Genomic DNA, 20,397 nt, shown 5'->3' with positions numbered 1-20,397 from the left:
TAGGAAGCCTTTTTTATTTTTTCTTTTTGGTTATTGCAAAAGATTTTCAACAGAGAGGTAGCGTTCACCCGTATCATAATTCATTGTTAAAACAGTTTTTTCGCTGTTTATATTTTTTAATTGTTTTCTAACAGCAGCCAAAGATGCTCCTGTAGAAATACCAACTAAAATACCTTCAGATTTTGCTATATTTTTTACTTCTGTAAAAGCTTCATCTTTAGTAATTCTAATAGCACCATCAATTAAATCTTTTTCAAATACCTCTGGAATAAAACCAGCTCCTATACCTTGTAATGCATGCGGACCTGGTTCATCGCCAGAAATTACAGCAGAATCATCTGGTTCTACTGCAAATACTTTTAAATTGGGTAGTTTTTCTTTTAAAGCTTTTGACATGCCTGTAATATGACCTCCAGTTCCAACTCCTGTAATCAAATAGTCTATACCTTCAGGAAAATCATTAATAATTTCTATAGCTGTTGTTTTTTCATGAATTTGTGGATTTGAAGGATTTGTAAACTGTGAAGGTATCCATGCATTTTCACTATTGGCTACTATTTCATCTGCTTTTACTATAGCACCTCCCATACCTTGTTCTTTTGGTGTTAATACCAAATTAGCACCATAGGCAGCCATTAAAGATCTGCGTTCTATAGACATTGATTCTGGCATTACCAAAGTGAGTTTATAACCTTTTACCGCTGCTACCATAGCTAACCCAATACCTGTGTTTCCAGAAGTAGGTTCAATTATTTCTGTGTCTTTTGTAATTAAGCCTTTATTTTTGGCATCTTCTATCATAGCTATGGCTATTCTATCTTTTATACTTCCTCCTGGGTTTGCTTTTTCAAGTTTGATCCAAACATTAGCATTAGGGAATAGTTTATTTAGTTTTACAACAGGTGTGTTTCCTATACTTTCTATTATATTATTGAATTTCATAAATTATTATTATTACTGGAAATTGAGATTATTTTTTTGTGTAAATAGTTTTTTATTTGTGTTATTTTTTTAAAGCTGTTAGTTCAGCAATCTTACAAATTACCTCTGTAGCTTTTACCATACTTTCTACAGGTACGTATTCATATCTGCCATGAAAGTTATGTCCACCAGCAAAAATATTTGGGCAGGGTAATCCCATATAGCTTAGTTGAGAACCATCAGTTCCTCCACGAATAGCTTTTATTAGTGGTTCTATATCTAGTTGTTTCATAGCTTCTTCAGCAATATCAACAATATGCATTACAGGTTCAATTTTTTCACGCATATTGAAATACTGATCTTTAATTTCGGTTTTAATTGTATCATTTCCATATTGAGTGTTTAACTCATTGGTTAGTTTTAATAAGACTTCTTTTCTAGCATCAAAGTGCTGACGATCATGATCTCTTATTATATATTCTAAAACGGTTTCATCTACGCTACCTTTCATGTTATGTAAATGGAAAAAGCCTTGGTAACCATCGGTATGTTCTGGGGTTTCCATTCTAGGTAAAGAGTTTATAAATTCTGTAGCAATATACATTGAGTTTATCATTTTACCTTTAGCATATCCTGGGTGCACTATTTTACCTTTAATTTTAACAACTGCAGAAGCTGCATTAAAGTTTTCGTATTCTAATTCACCAATTTGACTGCCATCCATTGTATAAGCCCAATCTGCTCCAAATTTTTCAACATCAAATTTATGAGCGCCTCTACCTATTTCTTCATCAGGTGTAAATCCAACTCTAATTTTCCCGTGTTTAATTTCTGGATGATTAATTAAGTATTCCATAGCACTTACAATCTCGCAAATCCCTGCTTTATCATCGGCACCTAAAAGGGTAGTGCCATCAGTTGTAATAAGCGTTTGCCCTATATAAAGTTTAAGATCTTCAAAATAGTTTGGTGATAGTACAATACCCTCTTCTTTATTAAGTAAAATATCGCCACCTAAATAATTTTCATGAATCTGTGGTTTAACATTAGCACCTGTAAAATCTGGCGATGTGTCAAAATGCGCAATGAAACCAATGGTTGGTACTTCATAAGCAACATTACTAGGTAGGGTTGCCATAATGTAGGCGTTATCATCAATAGAAACATCTTCCATACCAATGGCTTTTAATTCTTCTGCAAGTTTATTTGCTAAATCCCATTGTTTCTCTGTACTAGGTGTTGTTTGAGAGTTTGGGTCAGATTCTGTGTCAATAGTTATATAGCTTACAAAACGCTTTATTATGTGTTCTTTTGATATCATTTTTAGGATAAATTTTGTGTGAATAAAAAGATAATTATTACCTGAAATAAGGTATTTCAAAAGTACAATTATTAATTTTTTATTTAGATTATTTAGGAGTATTTTTGCACAAATAAAACAGATGTACAAATTACTGCTTCGCCCAATTTTCTTTTTATTTGATCCTGAAAAAATACATCATTTTACATTTTCTTTAATAAAGCAAACTTCTAAAATACCTGGTTTTTCAGCATTATTTAAAAATTTATATGCCATTGAAGATAAACGATTAGAACGCCATTTATTTGGTTTAACCTTTAAAAACCCGGTAGGATTGGCTGCAGGGTTTGATAAAAATGCGGTTTTATATAATGAATTGGCAAATTTTGGATTTGGATTTATTGAAATAGGAACAGTAACACCCAAGGGGCAACCCGGAAATCCTAAAAAACGCTTGTTTAGACTTAAAGATGACCAAGGAATTATTAACCGAATGGGTTTTAATAACGAAGGACTTGAAGCTGCTATTGAACAACTTAAGAAAAATAAAGGAAAACTTATTATTGGGGGCAATATTGGTAAAAATACAGCTACCAAACCAGAAGACTACACAGCCGATTATTTAACTTGTTTCAATGCTTTACATCCTTATGTAGATTATTTTGTATTAAATGTAAGTTGCCCCAATGTAGGAAGTCATGCAAAACTGAGTGATAAGGATTATTTAGAAGAATTGATAAACGAAGTTAAAAAGGCTAATACTTCTTTTAAAGAACAAAAGCCAATTTTATTAAAAATTGCTCCAGATTTAAATAATGGCCAGTTAGATGAAATTATAGAACTGGTGAAAAACACAGGTTTAGATGGGGTAATTGCCAGTAACACATCGGTTGATAGAACAGGTTTAAAAGCATCAAAAGAGAAATTGGAAGCCATTGGTAATGGTGGTTTAAGTGGGCAACCTATAAAAGAAAAAAGCACCAAAGTCATTAAATATTTAGCAGAGAATAGTAATAAAGCGTTCCCTATAATAGGTGTTGGGGGTATTCATTCAGCAACAGATGCTATTGAAAAAATTGAGGCAGGAGCCGATTTAATTCAAGTTTACACAGGGTTTATTTATGAAGGTCCTAGCTTAATAAAAGCCATCAATAAAGCCTTACTTAAAACTACTTAATAAAACGTTTTACTACCTTAGAATTTTCACCTAAAACGGTTAATAGGTAAGTTCCGCTTGATAGGTTACTAACATTAATAGGTTGATTTGTAACTACACCCGAAGCAAATTTTTGCCCCACAAGATTTGATATTTCAAAAACTAAGTTTTCTTGCTTATTGTTATTAGTTTTTACAAATAACACATCGTTTTGTACAGGGTTAGGGTATAGTTTAACAGAATCGTCAGAAATGGGTGTAATTATTGTTTTTAAGAAAATATCATCAATAGCAATATCTCCTTTCCAGCCGTTGCCTCTAATGGCTCTAAATCTAATATTTATGGTTTCTCCTAAATATGATGATAAGTTGATGTTTTTAGTAAGAAAAGCATCTGTTTGGTTTGTTTGTTGCTGCCCAATTAGGGGTTCAATAACATCATTAATATAACCGTTACTTGTTTTAATATCTACGTGTAGTTCACCAATATTTTTACCAAACATATGGTAAGCAAATTCAATTTCAGAGTTTTCGTAAATAACATCTATACAGGGTGAAATAAATTCTGTAATATCACCTGTGTTTCCGTTAGATGCTTCGGTATAAATATAGTTTCCTAAAATGCTATTACTAGTATTGTCATGAGCAGGACCTGTTTCTTCTGATGAGGTTTCACCATGATTAATTAACCAATTAAAACCAGTATTAGACACATCGTTATTTGTCCAACCATTATTGTTGGCAATATCAAATTCATCAAAGTTTTCATCAAATAAAGGTTCTGTAGTCACTCCAACTTTAATAAGGTTAGTGTATGTTTTACTTATTGAATTAGACTTGTTAGAAACGGTTAATGTAACATCATAAATGCCAGCAATAAAGTTATGTGTAGGGTTTGGGGTAGTATAATCTATAATACCATCAGAATTTATATCCCACTCCCATTTGGTGATGTTATTACATGTACTATTAAATTTTACTAATAAGTTTTCACCGCAAGTTTGACTAACATCTACACTAAAATTGGCATTAAACGAAGGGCATGCTAAATAGTTTTTTTGTGTGTTATAAAAAGCATACATACGAGCCAGCTGTTGTTCAGAAAAATGTGTTCTACAAGCTTTATAGGCGTAAGACATAATATTACCTGTGTCTGGGGTAAAGGCATGTCCATTAGCATCGGTTTCAGTACCAATATATTGGCAAAAGTTATTTACATTTTCACAAGTAAGTTTAGAGTCTGCTGGTGTATCACATATACCATCACCGTCGGTATCACAATTACTACCATCAACTAACTCTGTAGTAAGAGTGTTGTTATCTGGACCATGTGTGTGTATTAATGAGAAAAAATGCCCCATTTCATGAGCAAGCGAAGAAGGATTTGTAGCGCAACTATTTTTAATTACAATAAAATCTTTATTTCTCTTATTATTACTATAGCCACAAATTTCTTCGTCGTCAGTGTTTTCTAAATATTCTGTAAAGTAAATGTTTATTACATTAGAAACATTGATATCATCTATTAAATCACTTTCGTCTCCTTTTTTATAATGGCATAGTGTATCGCTGTTAATATAGTTAATGTCATCACAAAGAAAAAAGTTTAAATAGGCATCTGCAAATTGTTCATTAAGGTTATTAATAGCCTTGTTTAAGTCTGATTCACAAATTCCACCCGAGCCATTAGAATACCTAATTACATGTGCTTTTATTGGAATGGAATTAACCATTTTAATACTAGATTTATTAGTTTTATTTGATAAAAATTTTTGTTCAAAAGGAACTAATTGTGGCTTAATAGTATTTAATAAAGCTATTTCTTCTAATGAAAACTTATTGCCACATTGGGTAGTGTTATTTTGAGAAGACAAAATATCTGTTGATAATAAAAATATCAACAAAGGAAAATAAACACATTTGTAGGTAAATAATTTCATTGGGGCGAAATATTTACTCAAATGTATATCTTATAAAAAAAGATAACTAATAAAACCGTTTAAGCGTAGGATTTTATGGATATATTAAATTTAGGTTAATTAATAATTAGTTTTTTGGTTAAACTTTTATTGTTTTTTGTGTTTAGTTTTACTAAGTAAATGCCTGTATTTAAATTTGATACATCAATTTTTAAAGGAAGTTTATTCTCTCTAATTATGATATTTTTATTAAGAGTTCCAATTACATTGTAAATTTCAACAGTTTTTAATTCAATATGTTTTGGAGTAGCTATTGCAATATTATCCTTTGCTGGGTTAGGGTAAATTTCAATATCGTTTAAATTAAATTCTACATTATTTAAAACCGAATTTAGGGTTATTGTAATGGTGCCTATTTTTTTATCATTAAAAGGCGTTGTGTTTATTAAGCTAGAGATAATATTTTTTGGGGTAGTATCAGGATTGGTAGTTGAATACTCAGAACCTTCTTCGGTACCCGCATTATACGGAAACAAATCTATTGAAGCAGAAGTAACCCAAGTATCACCATTTCTTAAGTTAAAGCTATTAAGTGTAATAAACCAATCTGGAGTTGGGGCTATCATAGAAATAAGTGTAAGTAACGGATAATTTTCATTTACCTGTAAATTACTAATTGTTATAGTGCCTTTAGCAGTATTTAAACCTCCAGCATTAATAAATTGGTTTGCATCTAAATTTGATGAAACTTCAGTTTGAAAAATATTATAAGCGCCAGTTTCTGCAACACTTTCTATTCCGGCAGTAGCCATTTGGCCAATTTCTAAAAAGGTATTATTGGTAGCATGTGTAGCGCCAACCAAAGAAGACCAATGCGCATTACTAGGTAAATTAATGGTGCTGCATCCATTTACAGGATCGTTTGTTGCAGAATCCCAAATACTTTCAAAAACAATATCATATGTAGCAATACTTTGACTGAACAAAAAATTGAAACTTAAAATTGAAAATATTAAAAAGAAAGTATTTTTTTTCATACCATTTTTTGCTCGTTAACCTTTATTAAAGTCTCAATAATTATAATTGCCTTACAAAAAATTAGTAGTATTTTTAACCTTGAAATTTAATTAATCAATGCCAGAACAGATTAAAATAATAGAATGCCCCCGTGATGCTATGCAAGGAATAAAACAGTTTATTCCAACAGACAAAAAGGTACAATTCATTCAGGCATTATTACGTGTTGGTTTTGATACCATAGATTTTGGGAGTTTTGTTTCTCCTAAGGCTATTCCGCAAATGAGAGATACGGCAGAGGTTTTATCGCAATTAGATTTAAGCAAAACCACCAGTAAATTACTAGCTATAGTAGCCAATGTTAGAGGCGCAGAAAATGCTTGTAAACATTCTGAAATAGATTATTTAGGATATCCTTTTTCAATTTCAGAAAATTTTCAAATGCGTAATACACATAAAACCATTGCACAATCTGTTGAGATTTTAAATAATATTTTAGAATTAGCCTATAAGTTTAATAAAGAAGTGGTAGTTTATATTTCTATGGGTTTTGGAAATCCATACGGAGACCCTTGGAATGTTGACATAGTAGGAGAGTGGACTGAAAAATTAAACAAAATGGGAGTTAAAATTCTATCATTAAGTGATACCATTGGTAGTTCAACTCCAGAAAGTATAACTTATTTGTTTTCAAATTTAATTCCAAAATACACTAATATAGAATTTGGAGCTCATTTACATACTACCCCAAGTACATGGCACGAAAAGGTTAATGCTGCTTTTAATGCAGGATGTAAACGCTTTGATGGAGCCATACAAGGCTTTGGCGGATGCCCTATGGCTAAAGATGAACTTACCGGCAATATGCCAACAGAAAAATTACTTTCTTATTTTACAGCAAAACACCTTAACTCTTTAAATGCACTTAGCTTTGAAAGTGCTTATAATGAGGCTTCTAAGATTTTTAAAAATTATTTTTAATTAGGTTTGTTTTAAATGTATTAAGTAGAAGCATATTGTTATGTTTAGAGATGGTAAAAGCACATATTTTTTTGTTACAATAGCAACTATTTTAAGTCAATTGTTAAAAAAAACTTAAAATTTAAAATCCATTAAACTATCAATATTTGTTTTAGTCTAAACTGTAACTAACTTAAACTATATTCAGATTGAAAACATTACTATTTCTACTGTTTCTATTATTTTCTGTATCAATATTTGCTCAAAGATTTACCTTAGAAGGTATTGTAAAAGATAAGAACGACATTACTCTAGAAGCCGCAACTGTTTATTTACAAGATATTAAAGATAGTGTTGTTGTAGCCTACGGAATTACTAATAAAGACGGTAAGTTTTCCATAAAAGTTAACGCCGAAACATCTTCTTCAGTTTTATTTAATATTGGGTATTTAGGCTATAAACCATACTCTAAAGAAATACAAGTCCCTAAAACAGACATGTTAGATGTTGGATTTATTATTCTAGAAGAAGAAATAGAACAACTAAATTCAATTTCAATTATAGCAAGAACTCCTCCTGTAGTTATAAAAAAAGATACCATAGAATATAATGCCGATAGTTTTAAAACCCTACCTAATGATAGGGCAGAAGATTTATTAAAAAAATTACCAGGTGTAGAAATTGATACAGATGGTAATATAACCGTTAATGGTATTGAAGTAGAGGCTGTTAATGTAGATGGTATGCGCTTTTTTGGAGAAAAAAGCGGAGACATAGCTTTAAAAAATCTACCTAGTAATGTGATTAGTAAAGTACAAGTAACCGATTATAAAACAGATAGACAAAAATTTACTGGAGAAGAATCCGATTCTGGAACCAAAGAAATTAATTTAAAAATTAAAAAAGGTAAAAATACTGCTTTTTTTGGTGATGTTAATCTTGGTTATGGAACCGATGAAAAATACCAAGCCAATGCAAATTTATTTCAGTTAATTTCAGGTAAACAAATAGGTTTAATTTCTGGTACCAATAATATTAATATGAAAAGAGGTTTTAATGCCTTACCCGATGCCCGGTCTAGTAAAGGGTATATAGAATCAGATTTTTTAGGAGCCAATTATTCTAAAGGTAAATGGAATGAAACTAGAGTAAATGGTAATTATAACTTTAATGCTAATAATGAAGACCATGAAAGCAGAAGCTATAGAGAAAACTTTTTGCCCGATTTAAATTATATAACAGAAACTGAAAGTAACAGTAGTAGTGATACCGATAGCCATAACGGAAGTATGGATGTAAAACTAATAATTCCATCAAAAAATAAGCTATCAAAGGCTAGAGTACAATTGTCAAATGATTTTGAGTTTAATAGTAGTACATCTGATAATTTTTCGCAATCTAGTACAACTTCAAAATCTATTGATGATGATTTAATAAGCGATTATTTTTCAAATAGTACATCAACTTCCACAAGCAATCAGTTTAAAAATAGTTTTAGAGTTACATCAAGTACAGGTAGAGGTATTGATTTTTTTAGTGTTACCTTAAACACAACGTTTAATAACTCAAATTCTGAAGCTAATAATTTTTCAGAAAATGTTCTATATGAAAAAGATGAGACCATAACACAAGATCAAATTCAAGATACAGACAATCTTAGCTCTAATATAAATTTAAATGCTATTTGGGTAAAAGAACTGTTTCCTAATTTTAGAATAATGCCAAAGTATAACGCTACTGTAAACCATAATAAAAACGAAAAATACGTTTATGATTTTGATGAAGATGATAGTGATTATACTAGTTTTAATGATGCGCAAAGTTTTGAAAGTAAATATATTACAACAACTCTAAAACCAGCTTTAAGGCTAAGGTATGAATACAAAGATATACGCTTTGAGGTAGAAGGGGCTTACACCAATACATACAGAAAATTTACCGATGAGTTAATTAATGAACGTAATTTCAATGCAGATTTTGATTTTTTTACTTACTCAGGAAGAGTGCGTTATAGAGATAAAAATGGGTATAAAAGAATAGATTTAAGGTATACCCAAAGTGTAGATTTACCATCTTCATCCCAATTACAACCCGTTGAAGATGTTAGTAATATCACCCACATTAAAGTAGGGAATCCTTTGTTAAATCCAGAAGTTAATCATTCTTTAAGATTTGAGTACCAAAATAATTTAGCGTATAATAATATTAATATAACAGGTAGTGCTAGAGCAAACTTTGTTGAAGATAAAATAATTAATTCTACATTAACTAATGAAGATTTAATAAAGTACACTACTTATACCAATATTAATGGCGATTATTCTTTGTCTGGAAATACAGCCATTTCAAAATCTTATTACAGTAAAAAAACAAATCTCAATTTAAATTTTAGATTTTCGGCAGGTTACAAAAATAACATCTCTTTACAGAATGGAGTGAAATTTACAGCTAAAAACACCACATTAACACCATCGTTTTCTTTTAGATATGCCTATGATAGTAAATTAGATTTAACCGCTACCTACAGCTATTCAACAAATCACACAATTTTTGATACAGATGCCTTTAGCGATACAGATTATTTTGTTCAAAATTTAAGATTTGAAGCCTCTGTGTTTTTCTTAAAAAATGCATTTTTCTCAAATAAAGTAGCCTATAATTATAACAGTAGGGTTGGAGATGAATTTGATGGAGATGCCGTATTTTGGAATGCAGGTTTAGGAGTTCAACTATGGAATAATAAAGCTACTTTAACCCTTGTAGGATATGATATTTTAGATATGAATAATGGCTTTAGTAGATCTGTTACAGAAACCTATATTCAAGACATTGAAAATAAAATTTTAAAGCAATATTTTATGGCAACTTTTGTTTACAAGTTCGGACGAATTGCGGGTCAAAACATGAACGTAAGAGGCGATAGAGGCAACCGTAGAGGAGGTTATGGAGGTCGCTCTGGACGCGGTAGATAATTAAGTTTACTTCTTTTAATTTTTATAATTAAATGTTAAATAAGAGTTAAGTTTAAAAGGGGTGTAATATCTTAGATAATAGTTGTATATTTGCACGCAATTATTAATGTAATTGCATCATGACTGCACATCAAAACAAGATAGTAGGAGAAGGCTTAACCTACGATGACGTCCTTTTAGTTCCAGCATTTTCTGAAGTACTTCCACGCGAAGTTAATATTCAAACCAAATTCACTCGTAATATTACCATTAATGTGCCTATTATTTCGGCAGCTATGGATACTGTTACTGAAAGTAAAATGGCTATTGCCATGGCTCAAGAAGGTGGTATAGGGGTACTTCATAAAAACATGACCATAGAGGCTCAAGCCACTAAGGTAAGACGTGTAAAACGTGCCGAAAGCGGTATGATAATAGACCCTGTTACATTACCTCTTAACGCTGTGGTAGCAGACGCTAAACGTGCTATGGCAGAACATAGCATAGGAGGTATTCCTATTGTTGCAAAAGACGGTACTTTAAAAGGTATAGTTACCAATCGTGATTTACGTTTTGAACACAAAAATGAAAAACCAATTGTAGAGGTAATGACAGGCGAAAACCTAATTACTGCCCCTATTGGCACATCATTATCCGATGCAGAAATTATTCTTCAAGAGCATAAAATTGAAAAACTACTTATAGTAGATGATAATTATAAACTATCTGGATTAATTACCTTTAGAGATATTACCAAAGTGACTCAGAAACCCATAGCTAACAAAGATAGTTATGGACGTTTACGTGTAGCTGCAGCTTTAGGTGTTACTGCAGATGCTGTACAGCGTGCCGATGCTTTAGTTGAAGCAGGTGTAGATGCGGTTGTAATAGATACCGCGCACGGACATACCAAAGGGGTAGTAGCTGTTTTAAAAGAAATAAAACAAAAATTCCCAGAACTTGATGTTATTGTTGGAAATATAGCTACAGGCTCAGCAGCAAAATATTTGGTTGAAGCCGGAGCAGATGCGGTAAAAGTTGGTATTGGTCCAGGCTCTATTTGTACTACACGTGTGGTAGCAGGGGTTGGTTTTCCTCAGTTTTCAGCAGTTTTAGAAGTGGCCGCAGCCATTAAAGGAAGTGGTGTTCCGGTAATTGCAGACGGCGGAATTCGTTATACGGGCGATATTCCTAAAGCTATTGCTGCAGGAGCAGATTCTGTAATGCTAGGTTCGCTTTTAGCAGGAACTAAAGAATCTCCAGGAGAAACTATTATATACGAAGGAAGAAAGTTTAAATCATATAGAGGAATGGGATCGGTTGAAGCTATGAAACAAGGTAGTAAAGACCGCTATTTTCAAGATGTTGAAGATGATATTAAAAAATTAGTACCAGAAGGTATTGTAGGGCGTGTGCCTTATAAAGGTGATTTATATGAAAGCATTCACCAATTTATTGGCGGATTAAGAGCTGGTATGGGGTATTGCGGAGCAAAAGATATTGAAACTTTAAAAGAAAATGGCCGATTTGTTAAAATTACCGCTAGTGGTATTAATGAAAGCCATCCGCATGATGTTACTATCACTAAAGAGTCTCCAAATTATTCTAGATAAAAAGTAGCATATTAATAAACAAAAGCCCTGAATAAATCAGGGTTTTTTGTTTTAAAATAATTCGGTTTTAACCGTATCGTAATAACTATCGCTTACAGGAATTTTAACTTCAGAAATTAATAAGTCTCTTCCCTTTAAAGCAGATACTTTTTGCTTATTCACAATGTAAGAACGATGTACCCTTAAAAATAAAGAAGCAGGTAATTTCTTTTCGAGCGATTTTAAGGTTTGGTGACTCATTATTTTCTTTTCGCTAGTAAAGAAAACAACATATTCATTATCGCTTTCAACATAAAGAATATCATCATACTTTAATTTGTGCAAATCATATCCAGACTTTACAGTAATGGAATCTTCAATGAAGGTATCTTCTTTTTTAAATTTATTTACTGCTTGTAAAAAACGCTCAAAAGTTATTGGCTTCAATAAATAGTCTAATGCATTTAAATTGTAGCCTTCTAAGGCATATTCAGAATAGGCAGTGGTAAAAATAATCTTTGTTTTTGGGTTAATTAATTTAGCAAAATCAGTGCCTTTTAATTCGGGCATTTGAATGTCTAGAAAAATAATATCAACATGAGATTCTTTTAAGATTGGTATTGCATTTAAGGGGTTTTCAAAAGAATCAACTACTTCTAAAAAATCAATTTTATCAATGTAAGATTGTATGAGGGTTCTTGCTAATTCTTCATCATCAATAATGATACATTTTACTTTATTCATGTTAATTTTAATTGAAGCTTAACTTTAAAAAAGGTTTCGTTATCACTTACTATTAATTGGTGTTTTTTAGGATACAATATAGCTAATCTTTTCTTTACATTTTCTAAACCAATACCGCCAACTTTGTCCTTTATTATTATTTTTTGAGGTTTACTGTTTTCTACTTCAAAATTAAGTGATTTTTCATCTGCTTCTATTTTTATTTTTATAAAAGCGTTGTTAATATCATCAATATTACTATGTTTTAAAGCATTTTCTATAAAAGGAATTAGCAACATGGGAGCTATGGTAGCAGCATGATTAGATATGGTGAACTCTGTTGATATAGGATACGTTTTGCTGCTTTTTAATGTAAATAATTTTAGGTAGTTTTCTATATACTCAATCTCTTTTTTTAGTGGAACGGTTTCTTGGTCACATTCATACAATACGTATCGTAACATATCAGATAAATGAATAATACTTTTTTGTGTTTTGTTAGAATCTATTCCTGCTAAAGTGTAAATATTGTTTAATGAATTGAATAAAAAATGAGGATTTATTTGAGACTTTAAAAGCTTAAGTTCATTTTGTAAATTAACATTTAAAGCCTTTATTGTTTCTTTTTCTTTCTGTTTTAAATAGCTATAAACCTCTATAGATAAAGCTAGAACATAAGTAATAGATAGTATTAAAGAATAAAGTAAATAGTGAGTTGGTGGTTTTTTCATTTCTAGAGGACGAGGTCTCATTTCTGGAGTAGGATGAGGCCTCATTTCTGGTCTAATAGCTGGTTGTACTTCTTCTAAAGGCGCATGAAAAATATGGGATAAAACCCAAACAAAAAGGCCAATTAATAAAATTGAAAAAACAGCAAAAAGTAAATGTTTCTTTTCAAATAACAATTTAGGAGCAGCAAAGTAAATAAGCGCACTAATAAGTAGTATTTGAAACATTAAAACAACCAAGTTTTCCTTGAGTATTTCAATGTTTGCGTCTTGATTTAACCAAATAATATTGCCTATTATCAACCACAATCCAGATTGAATAATGAGTCTTATAGTTCTATTCATATTGCAAAGTAAAGCAAAAAAAAATCTATGAATATTTTAAAAAGCTCTAAAAAAGGGTGGTATTTATGTAAGTAACAGAGTTAAAGTGATTATTTACAGAAAAGTTAAGGCTATTTACAGAAAATCTAACATTGGTATTAAAGTAACCACCACCTTTGTATAAAAATTAATTTAAAATTTTAATAATGAAAACAAAATCAATTTTATTTGGAATAGTAGCAAGTGGTTTAATCACTTTTACATCATATGCACAAGAGTCTGGTAACCGAGAAAGAAACCAAGAACCTCCTTCTGTAGATGAAATTTTTAAGGAAATGGATGCCAATGAAGATGGAAAACTTTCAAAAAAAGAAGTTAAAGGGCCTCTTAAAGAGATGTTTTCAAAAATAGATAGTGATGAAGATGGATATCTTTCTAAAGAAGAGATAGAGAATGCTCCAAAACCAGAAGATAAAAGACCTAAATATTAATTTATATGTGTTTTATTGTAATTTAACCTTTGTGGAAAGCAGTAATTTGGGTTAAAAGTAAAAGATAAAACAAAATTTAAAATAACTTTATGATACCATTAGTATTAGATAATGAACAGTCTAATCTACTGAATTCTCAAGATGATTTATCTGGTTTTTCAACTATTATTTATACTGTTTTAATTGTCATCATTATAGCAATAGCTGTTGGGGTAGTTTTAAAATTTAAATCAACTGAGGATAAGAAATAAAGTTAAATTATAAAAGAACATTTGTTTTTTGGAGTGTTTGGTTAATAGCAGTAAGCTTCGTGAGAAATCGCGAAGCTTTAATTTTTTAATAAAAACCAAATTCATATTAAAAATAGCCATACACTTAAAAGTTATTGTCATTCACAGAAAGGACTCATTTGGCTTTAAAAATTCTACGAAATTTATTCTCTAAAGCTAAAATACGTATCAGCATGCCAATAAAAAGTATAAACGGTTGTATCGGTTGTGAAGAATGTATAAAAAGTTGCCCAACCGATGTTATTAGGTTAAGTCCTAATACTAAAAAGGCAGAAATAGTGTATGCAGAAGACTGCCAAATTTGTCATTTATGCAGGATGTATTGTCCTGTAGATGCTATCACAATCACACCAGATAAATCTATACCTGTCATTGTTTCTTGGGGCTAAATTTAAAGTTATGAAAATACGTAGTTACATAATCAAGTTTTCAGTACTAATTATCACATTTATAATGGTGCCCTTATTCTTGTATTTCTCTGGGAATTTTCAAAGAAGAACCAATTTAATGGAAACCTTATCAATAGTTACAATTTTAGCCTTTTCACTGTTGCTATCTCAGTTTTTCACATCTAGATTAAACTATAAATTGATGAAGCAAATTAGAATGGTTAATATTTTAGCTATTCATAGATTTGTAGGGTACTTTTTTATCTCTGTAATATTACTTCACCCATTTTTTATCATAATTCCAAAGTTCTTTGATAATGGTGTTACACCAACCGATGCTTTTATAAGATTAATTACAACCTTTAGTAGTACTGGCGTTATCTTAGGAATAATTGCTTATGCTATCATGCTTATTTTAATGATTACAGCTTTCTTCAGATTTAAAATACATCTTAAATATAAAACTTGGAGAAGATTTCATGGGTATTTAACCTTGTTGTTTGTGGCTATAGCTACTTGGCATGTTATTAATATGGGTAGACATAGCAATAACTCATTTTCATTGTTCTATTTATTGGTTGTGGTTATTGGCATTTATTATGTAATAAGAAAATATCTTTTTAAAACTAAGAAAAATGAAAAAAGACACTAAAAATATTTCGAGAAGAAAATTTATAACCTTAACAGGAGGAGCAGCTGGTTTTGTTGCCATGGGAGGATTTGGAATGAATATGGATTGGGCTATAAATAATCAAGAAATTGATGCTGAAACTTTGGAAAATAACACAATAAGTACAGATGTATTAGTAGTAGGAAGCGGTATGGCAGGTTTGTTTGCTGCTGTAAAGGCTCATGATGCAGGTGCTAATGTTTTAATGGTTTCAAAAGGCAGATTAGGGGCTTCTGGTCAAACACCTTTTGCCAAAGGTATTTTTGCTTATAATAAAGACAAAGAAAAGTTAAGTATAGATGAATTTGTTGCTAAAGTATCTCGTTCGGCACTAGGTACCAATAATAAAGCTTATACCAGACAACTAGCCGAAAATTCATTAGCAAGAGTAAACGAATTAAAAGACTGGGGCTTTTTTGAATCTTCATTGTATAACAAAAGTTTTAGCAAACCTATAGAAGAACGAAACATACCGGTTCAAGAGCGGGTTACCATAACACATTTAATTAAAGAAGACGATAGAGTAGTAGGGGCTGCAGGTTTTAGTATAGATGAACAAAAAGTACTTTTTTATGAAGCTAAAAGCGTGATTTTATGCACAGGTGCTGGAGGTTTTAAACCAAACGGATTTCCCATAGGCGATTTAACCCATGATGGCACTGTAATGGCCTACAATATTGGTGCAAAAGTAACAGGTAAAGAATGGAATGATGGCCACCCAGCAAGATCAGAAAATCCTGCAGCATGTTATGATGGGTGGGGTGATATGTTTGAACAAAAACCCAGTACAACAAGCATTGAAATTAGGCACGATTTGGGTGTGGATATGAATTACATGGCATATGTAAATGGTGGAGCAGCACAAATGGGACCTCCAGGAAGAGGAAATCAAAATAACACAGTATCAGGAGGACCATATAGACCCGAAGAGTTTTCAAGTCAAGGCGCTCCGGGTGGTGGCCCTCCACAAGATGGAGAAGAAAGACAAGGGCCTCCTCCTGGTGACAGAGAAAGAAAACGTCCTCCAAGAAAAGATGGAAAAGGTGCACCTCCAGGAATGGGAGGTAATGTAGTGGGAGGATCTACCGCAGGTATGTCTATACATAAAGCAGAGGGGTTGGTGCCCATAAATGATAAATGTGAATCTACAATTCCAGGCTTATATGCAGCAGGAGATGCCTTAGGCTCTTATATGGCTGGCGGAATTTATACGCAAATTGGTTCGTCGTTATCAGGATCGGCGGTACAAGGTGCTATTGCAGGAGAAACAGCTGCCAATTATAGCAAAACTGTAAAAAACAAGAATGTATCTGCGTCAAAACTAAAAAGTATTCAAGAAGACATTTTAGCTCCCTTAAAACGAGAAGCAGGCTATAGTCCTGCATGGGTAACCCAAACGTTACAGAGTATTATGATACCCAACTTTGTTTTGTATATAAAAAAGGAAAATTTAATGAAAGCTGCCTTGGCATATATAGAAGAACTTAGAGATCATCATGTGCCACATTTAAGAGCTTCAAACTTACACGAATTGCGTTTAGCTCATGAAACAAAAAATATGGTAATAAGTGCCGAAATGAAGTTGAGAGCTTCCTTAATGAGAACCGAAAGTAGATGCAGTCATTATAGGTTAGATTACCCAGAAATGGATAATGAAAACTGGCAAGCATGGATTAATATTTTTAAAGGTGAAGATGGTAAAATGAAGCTAGAAAAACAACCATTTAACACTTGGGCAACAACCTCAGAAAACAAGGAAATAGAACAGATTAGCTAGTCTACTGAAAACTTAAGTGTGTTCACAGAAAACACAAAGATGAAGCCTGATTTTTATAGATATTTGAATTAGAAATTATCATAAAAATAATAATAATTATGAAAAGAAAGACAATAAAACTAGTAATTACAGTAGTAACCATAGCGTTATTCACATCATGTAAATCTTCAGAAACAGATAAAAAACAAGGTAATGAACAAAGAGGACAAGGTGGGCAACCAAGTATAACACAATTACTTGAAGAAATGGATAGCAATAAGGATGGGAAATTATCAGAATCTGAAGTTAAAGGGCCTTTAAAAAATGATTTTTCTAAAATAGATACAGATGAGGATGGTTTTCTTTCAAAAGAAGAATTAGAAAATGCTCCAAAACCAGAAAGACAAGGCCAGGGAAGACCTCAGGGAGGACCAGGAAATAATTAATCATTTTAATAAAAAATCATGAAAAAATTAACAGTAAAAATCAAAAAAAATAAAATAGGTATGTTACTACAACTATTTTTATTAATAGCATTAGTAGTAGCATGTAGTGATGATGATACAAGTACAACAAGTAATGATGAGGATGATAGTACACTAGATACAAATTCATACATCTTAGTTGTTGATACTGGTTTTGATGGTGCATTTTTAATAAACCATGACGGCGATGAACTTTTTGAATGGGATTTTGATGGAGAAGAGCTAGGAGATGATGCTCAACTTTTAGATGATGGTAGTTTAATAGCACAATTAAGATCATCTAACTCTAATATTACATTTGGTGGTTATGGTGGAAAGTTTAGAAAAATAAACGCAGACCAATCAATAGATTGGGAAGTTACCTATTCCGACACAGATTATAGGGCACATCATGATTTTGATTATTTATCCAATGGTAATATCATTTTCCTAGTATGGGAAAGAGTAACTACTACAGAAGCACAAGAAATGGGCTTTTCTGGAAATAATGCTATATATCCAGAGTCTATTGTAGAGTTAAATCCACTTACCAACGAAGTTGTTTGGGAATGGCATGCCAAAGATCATTTTGTACAAGATTATGACAGTTCAAAAGCTAATTATGGAGTTATAGCAGATAATCCTAATAAGATTGATATTAATTACAATAGTAGTCAATCAGATGGAGACATTATGCATGCCAATGGTATCACAATAGATGAGACAAATGATTTACTATATGTAACAGTAAATTATTATAGCGAAGTATGGGTAATAGATCATAGCACCTCTACAACAGAAGCAGCATCTAGTACTGGAGGAAACTATAATTTAGGTGGAGATTTAGTATATCGTTTTGGAAACCCATTAACGTACGATAATACAGGAGAAGTAACCTTAAACCGTGTTCATTATCCAAACCTTTTAGATACAGGTAATATGTTAGTATTCTCTAACAACATATATAATGGACAATCAGCTGCTATAGAATATGAATTAAGTCCACCTTATACATTGGTTGCTGGTCAAGATAATGAACCTTCAGTAACTTGGGAATTTACAGACTCTAGTCTATATAGTTTAACAACAAGTAGTGCTAGTAGAATGAGCAACGGCAATACTTTAATAGGAGAAGGAACTGCAGGAACCATTTGGGAAGTTAGTGAAAGTGGTGAGGTTTTATGGCAAAATACAAATTACAATAGTATTTGGAGAACTTATCCGTTTGAAATAGATTCTCCTGCTATAACTGCATTAGGATTATAAAATATACACAAAATTAAAGTGAAACTTAGTTTTTTGAATTGTTTGGTTAGTTAGTTGAAAAGCTCCATAACAAAAATAATTATGGAGCTTTTTTTTAAATAGAAAAGTATTTTTAAATGAATAAGCAAATAGTAAATATAGTTAAAGGGTTAGAACCCATTTCTTTAGCAGAAATGGATTCAGTAGCGTTAATGAAGCGTACCGATACTAAATTCATTATTCATGAAAAAGATTTAATTTCTGTTTTAAAAAGCATTCAAAACAAATACAGAGTTCTAGAAATAAATAATAATAGAATTTTAACATACTCATCATTGTATTTTGATACACCATCTAAAAAGTTCTACTTAGATCATCATAACAGAAAAGTAAATAGAACTAAGGTTAGAATGCGTAAATATGTAGAATCAGATTTATGTTTTCTAGAAATAAAACAAAAAGATGGTAAAGGAAAAACCACAAAATCTAGAATACCAATTGACGATTTTGAGACAGATTTATCAGATAATTCAATAGAATTTATAGAAAATACTACCCAAGAATCGTTTGATTTAGAACCCATTATTTGGAATAAATTCAATAGAATAACCTTAGTAAATATTGAAAATAAAGAACGGTTAACAATAGATTTAAACCTTTCTTTTAAAATAAAAAAGGCTTATAAAATCTACAAAAATTTGGTGATTATTGAAGTAAAACAAGAACGATTCTCCAGAACTTCTCCAATAGTAAAACAGTTAAAATTAAAACAAATTAACCCTTACAAAATCAGCAAGTATTGTATTGGCATGATAAGTGTTTATCGTGATTTGAAATACAACAGGTTTAAAAGCAAACTAATGAAAGTTAACAAATTAATAGCATAATACCCATGGAATTTTTAGAGATACCAATTTTTGATGACGATTTTTTTAAAATGATGTTTAGATTCATCATTAACTTTACATTTTTAACCATCATCATTAGGTTTATTTATTACCCAATAGCAAAGCGTAAAGACTATGTTTTTACTTATTACCTAATTAGTGCTATTGTATTTTTTCTATGTTTTACCTTAAAAAAATATGAACTAGACATTGGTATGGCACTTGGGTTATTTGCCATTTTCGGCATCATCCGTTACAGAACAGATGCCATTCCTATTAAAGAAATGACTTATTTATTTGTAGTAATTGGTGTGTCTGTAATCAATTCCTTAGCAAACAAAAAAATGAGTTACGCCGAAATTATAGCCGCTAACGCACTTGTAATTTTTGTGTTAGTTGCTATTGAAAAATATTGGGCTTTAAAACAAGAGGAGTCTAAAGCTATTCTTTACGAAAATATAGAAAACATTAAACCCGAAAATTACCAACTTTTAAAAGAAGATTTAGAAAACAGAACAGGGTTAACTATAAATAAAGTAACTATTGGTAATGTAGACTTTTTAAAAGACACTGCCGAAGTAACCATCTTTTATTTCAAATCAAATTAATTAAAAA

At 31.2% G+C, this 20,397-nt stretch carries 19 protein-coding genes; 13 read left to right on the top strand and 6 right to left on the bottom strand.

All coding sequences use genetic code 11. From position 1 onward, the window contains the following. Positions 1 to 30 precede the first annotated feature (30 nt). Positions 31 to 942 (bottom strand): cysteine synthase A, encoded by a 912-nt coding sequence (gene cysK / locus J1D01_RS04640; RefSeq protein WP_421149997.1) that lies wholly within the window; start codon positions 940 to 942, stop codon positions 31 to 33. A 61-nt stretch (positions 943 to 1,003) separates the two neighbouring features. After that, entirely contained in the window at positions 1,004 to 2,242 is a 1,239-nt protein-coding gene (gene pepT, locus J1D01_RS04635) for a peptidase T (RefSeq protein WP_421149996.1), read from the bottom strand. A 121-nt stretch (positions 2,243 to 2,363) separates the two neighbouring features. Between pepT and J1D01_RS04630 the strand changes: the two genes are divergently transcribed. Then, entirely contained in the window at positions 2,364 to 3,398 is a 1,035-nt protein-coding gene (locus tag J1D01_RS04630) for a quinone-dependent dihydroorotate dehydrogenase (RefSeq protein WP_421149995.1), read from the top strand. On the opposite strand, the gene J1D01_RS04625 is transcribed toward J1D01_RS04630, so the two are convergent. Together J1D01_RS04625 and J1D01_RS04620 are read right to left on the bottom strand one after the other, a co-directional pair. Then, the gene (locus tag J1D01_RS04625) at positions 3,391 to 5,316 is read right to left on the bottom strand and encodes a T9SS type A sorting domain-containing protein (RefSeq protein WP_421149994.1); all 1,926 of its coding nucleotides are present in this window, start codon (positions 5,314 to 5,316) and stop codon (positions 3,391 to 3,393) included. The two genes, J1D01_RS04630 and J1D01_RS04625, sit on opposite strands and share 8 nt — an antisense overlap. Positions 5,317 to 5,411: 95 nt before the next feature. Then, a complete protein-coding gene (locus tag J1D01_RS04620) occupies positions 5,412 to 6,332 on the bottom strand; it encodes a spondin domain-containing protein (protein WP_421149993.1) in 921 nt (306 codons plus the stop codon). A 97-nt stretch (positions 6,333 to 6,429) separates the two neighbouring features. Here J1D01_RS04620 and J1D01_RS04615 point away from each other — a divergent pair, with 97 nt between their 5' ends. The 3 genes from J1D01_RS04615 (at position 6,430) to guaB (ending at position 11,836) form a co-directional block, all read left to right on the top strand. Further along, positions 6,430 to 7,293, top strand: a complete 864-nt coding sequence (locus J1D01_RS04615; RefSeq protein WP_372936537.1) for a hydroxymethylglutaryl-CoA lyase — start codon at positions 6,430 to 6,432, stop codon at positions 7,291 to 7,293. A 188-nt stretch (positions 7,294 to 7,481) separates the two neighbouring features. Continuing rightward, positions 7,482 to 10,244 (top strand): outer membrane beta-barrel protein, encoded by a 2,763-nt coding sequence (locus J1D01_RS04610; protein ID WP_421149992.1) that lies wholly within the window; start codon positions 7,482 to 7,484, stop codon positions 10,242 to 10,244. A gap of 119 nt (positions 10,245 to 10,363) precedes the next feature. Continuing rightward, a complete protein-coding gene (gene guaB, locus J1D01_RS04605) occupies positions 10,364 to 11,836 on the top strand; it encodes an IMP dehydrogenase (RefSeq protein ID WP_421149991.1) in 1,473 nt (490 codons plus the stop codon). 51 nt (positions 11,837 to 11,887) lie between these two features. Here guaB and J1D01_RS04600 read toward each other — a convergent pair whose 3' ends face one another. Further along, positions 11,888 to 12,559 carry a LytR/AlgR family response regulator transcription factor gene (locus tag J1D01_RS04600; protein ID WP_421149990.1) on the bottom strand — a complete coding sequence of 224 codons (672 nt, stop codon included), beginning with the start codon at positions 12,557 to 12,559 and terminating at the stop codon, positions 11,888 to 11,890. Then, the gene (locus J1D01_RS04595; protein ID WP_421149989.1) at positions 12,556 to 13,611 is read right to left on the bottom strand and encodes a sensor histidine kinase; all 1,056 of its coding nucleotides are present in this window, start codon (positions 13,609 to 13,611) and stop codon (positions 12,556 to 12,558) included. The genes J1D01_RS04600 and J1D01_RS04595 overlap by 4 nt, the downstream gene beginning before the upstream one ends. 185 nt (positions 13,612 to 13,796) lie before the next feature. Here J1D01_RS04595 and J1D01_RS04590 point away from each other — a divergent pair, with 185 nt between their 5' ends. The 9 genes from J1D01_RS04590 (at position 13,797) to J1D01_RS04550 (ending at position 20,390) form a co-directional block, all read left to right on the top strand. Further along, on the top strand, positions 13,797 to 14,081 hold the full coding sequence (locus J1D01_RS04590; protein ID WP_372938120.1) for an EF-hand domain-containing protein: 285 nt from the start codon (positions 13,797 to 13,799) through the stop codon (positions 14,079 to 14,081). An 89-nt stretch (positions 14,082 to 14,170) separates the two neighbouring features. Then, on the top strand, positions 14,171 to 14,332 hold the full coding sequence (locus J1D01_RS04585) for a hypothetical protein (protein WP_372938119.1): 162 nt from the start codon (positions 14,171 to 14,173) through the stop codon (positions 14,330 to 14,332). 212 nt (positions 14,333 to 14,544) lie between these two features. After that, a complete protein-coding gene (locus J1D01_RS04580) occupies positions 14,545 to 14,760 on the top strand; it encodes a 4Fe-4S dicluster domain-containing protein (RefSeq protein ID WP_372938118.1) in 216 nt (71 codons plus the stop codon). A gap of 10 nt (positions 14,761 to 14,770) precedes the next feature. Then, on the top strand, positions 14,771 to 15,412 hold the full coding sequence (locus J1D01_RS04575) for a ferric reductase-like transmembrane domain-containing protein (RefSeq protein WP_421149988.1): 642 nt from the start codon (positions 14,771 to 14,773) through the stop codon (positions 15,410 to 15,412). Then, positions 15,396 to 17,207 carry an FAD-binding protein gene (locus tag J1D01_RS04570; protein ID WP_421149987.1) on the top strand — a complete coding sequence of 604 codons (1,812 nt, stop codon included), beginning with the start codon at positions 15,396 to 15,398 and terminating at the stop codon, positions 17,205 to 17,207. The genes J1D01_RS04575 and J1D01_RS04570 overlap by 17 nt, the downstream gene beginning before the upstream one ends. 98 nt (positions 17,208 to 17,305) lie before the next feature. Beyond that, entirely contained in the window at positions 17,306 to 17,632 is a 327-nt protein-coding gene (locus J1D01_RS04565; protein ID WP_372938115.1) for an EF-hand domain-containing protein, read from the top strand. 18 nt (positions 17,633 to 17,650) lie between these two features. Then, on the top strand, positions 17,651 to 18,916 hold the full coding sequence (locus J1D01_RS04560; protein WP_421149986.1) for an arylsulfotransferase family protein: 1,266 nt from the start codon (positions 17,651 to 17,653) through the stop codon (positions 18,914 to 18,916). A 116-nt stretch (positions 18,917 to 19,032) separates the two neighbouring features. After that, positions 19,033 to 19,782: a polyphosphate polymerase domain-containing protein gene (locus J1D01_RS04555; protein WP_372938641.1), complete on the top strand. Its 750-nt coding sequence runs from the start codon at positions 19,033 to 19,035 to the stop codon at positions 19,780 to 19,782. Positions 19,783 to 19,787: 5 nt separating this feature from the next. Beyond that, on the top strand, positions 19,788 to 20,390 hold the full coding sequence (locus J1D01_RS04550) for a DUF4956 domain-containing protein (protein WP_372938642.1): 603 nt from the start codon (positions 19,788 to 19,790) through the stop codon (positions 20,388 to 20,390). Positions 20,391 to 20,397: the final 7 nt, after the last annotated feature.

The sequence above is a fragment of the Seonamhaeicola sp. NFXS20 genome (assembly GCF_049132085.1).
In the GTDB taxonomy this organism is placed as follows: domain Bacteria; phylum Bacteroidota; class Bacteroidia; order Flavobacteriales; family Flavobacteriaceae; genus Seonamhaeicola.
This window is presented reverse-complemented; position numbering and strand designations above follow the sequence as displayed.

Excerpts from the sequence above, each read along its gene's own strand:
- J1D01_RS04565 (WP_372938115.1), top strand. The coding sequence starts at position 17,306 with ATGAAAAGAAAGACAATAAAACTAGTAATTACAGTAGTAACCATAGCG.
- J1D01_RS04620 (WP_421149993.1), bottom strand. The coding sequence starts at position 6,332 with ATGAAAAAAAATACTTTCTTTTTAATATTTTCAATTTTAAGTTTCAAT.
- J1D01_RS04575 (WP_421149988.1), top strand. The coding sequence starts at position 14,771 with ATGAAAATACGTAGTTACATAATCAAGTTTTCAGTACTAATTATCACA.
- pepT (WP_421149996.1), bottom strand. The coding sequence starts at position 2,242 with ATGATATCAAAAGAACACATAATAAAGCGTTTTGTAAGCTATATAACT.
- J1D01_RS04555 (WP_372938641.1), top strand. The coding sequence starts at position 19,033 with ATGAATAAGCAAATAGTAAATATAGTTAAAGGGTTAGAACCCATTTCT.
- J1D01_RS04590 (WP_372938120.1), top strand. The coding sequence starts at position 13,797 with ATGAAAACAAAATCAATTTTATTTGGAATAGTAGCAAGTGGTTTAATC.
- J1D01_RS04615 (WP_372936537.1), top strand. The coding sequence starts at position 6,430 with ATGCCAGAACAGATTAAAATAATAGAATGCCCCCGTGATGCTATGCAA.
- cysK (WP_421149997.1), bottom strand. The coding sequence starts at position 942 with ATGAAATTCAATAATATAATAGAAAGTATAGGAAACACACCTGTTGTA.
- J1D01_RS04600 (WP_421149990.1), bottom strand. The coding sequence starts at position 12,559 with ATGAATAAAGTAAAATGTATCATTATTGATGATGAAGAATTAGCAAGA.
- guaB (WP_421149991.1), top strand. The coding sequence starts at position 10,364 with ATGACTGCACATCAAAACAAGATAGTAGGAGAAGGCTTAACCTACGAT.
- J1D01_RS04585 (WP_372938119.1), top strand. The coding sequence starts at position 14,171 with ATGATACCATTAGTATTAGATAATGAACAGTCTAATCTACTGAATTCT.
- J1D01_RS04570 (WP_421149987.1), top strand. The coding sequence starts at position 15,396 with ATGAAAAAAGACACTAAAAATATTTCGAGAAGAAAATTTATAACCTTA.
- J1D01_RS04625 (WP_421149994.1), bottom strand. The coding sequence starts at position 5,316 with ATGAAATTATTTACCTACAAATGTGTTTATTTTCCTTTGTTGATATTT.
- J1D01_RS04595 (WP_421149989.1), bottom strand. The coding sequence starts at position 13,611 with ATGAATAGAACTATAAGACTCATTATTCAATCTGGATTGTGGTTGATA.
- J1D01_RS04550 (WP_372938642.1), top strand. The coding sequence starts at position 19,788 with ATGGAATTTTTAGAGATACCAATTTTTGATGACGATTTTTTTAAAATG.
- J1D01_RS04630 (WP_421149995.1), top strand. The coding sequence starts at position 2,364 with ATGTACAAATTACTGCTTCGCCCAATTTTCTTTTTATTTGATCCTGAA.
- J1D01_RS04580 (WP_372938118.1), top strand. The coding sequence starts at position 14,545 with ATGCCAATAAAAAGTATAAACGGTTGTATCGGTTGTGAAGAATGTATA.
- J1D01_RS04560 (WP_421149986.1), top strand. The coding sequence starts at position 17,651 with ATGAAAAAATTAACAGTAAAAATCAAAAAAAATAAAATAGGTATGTTA.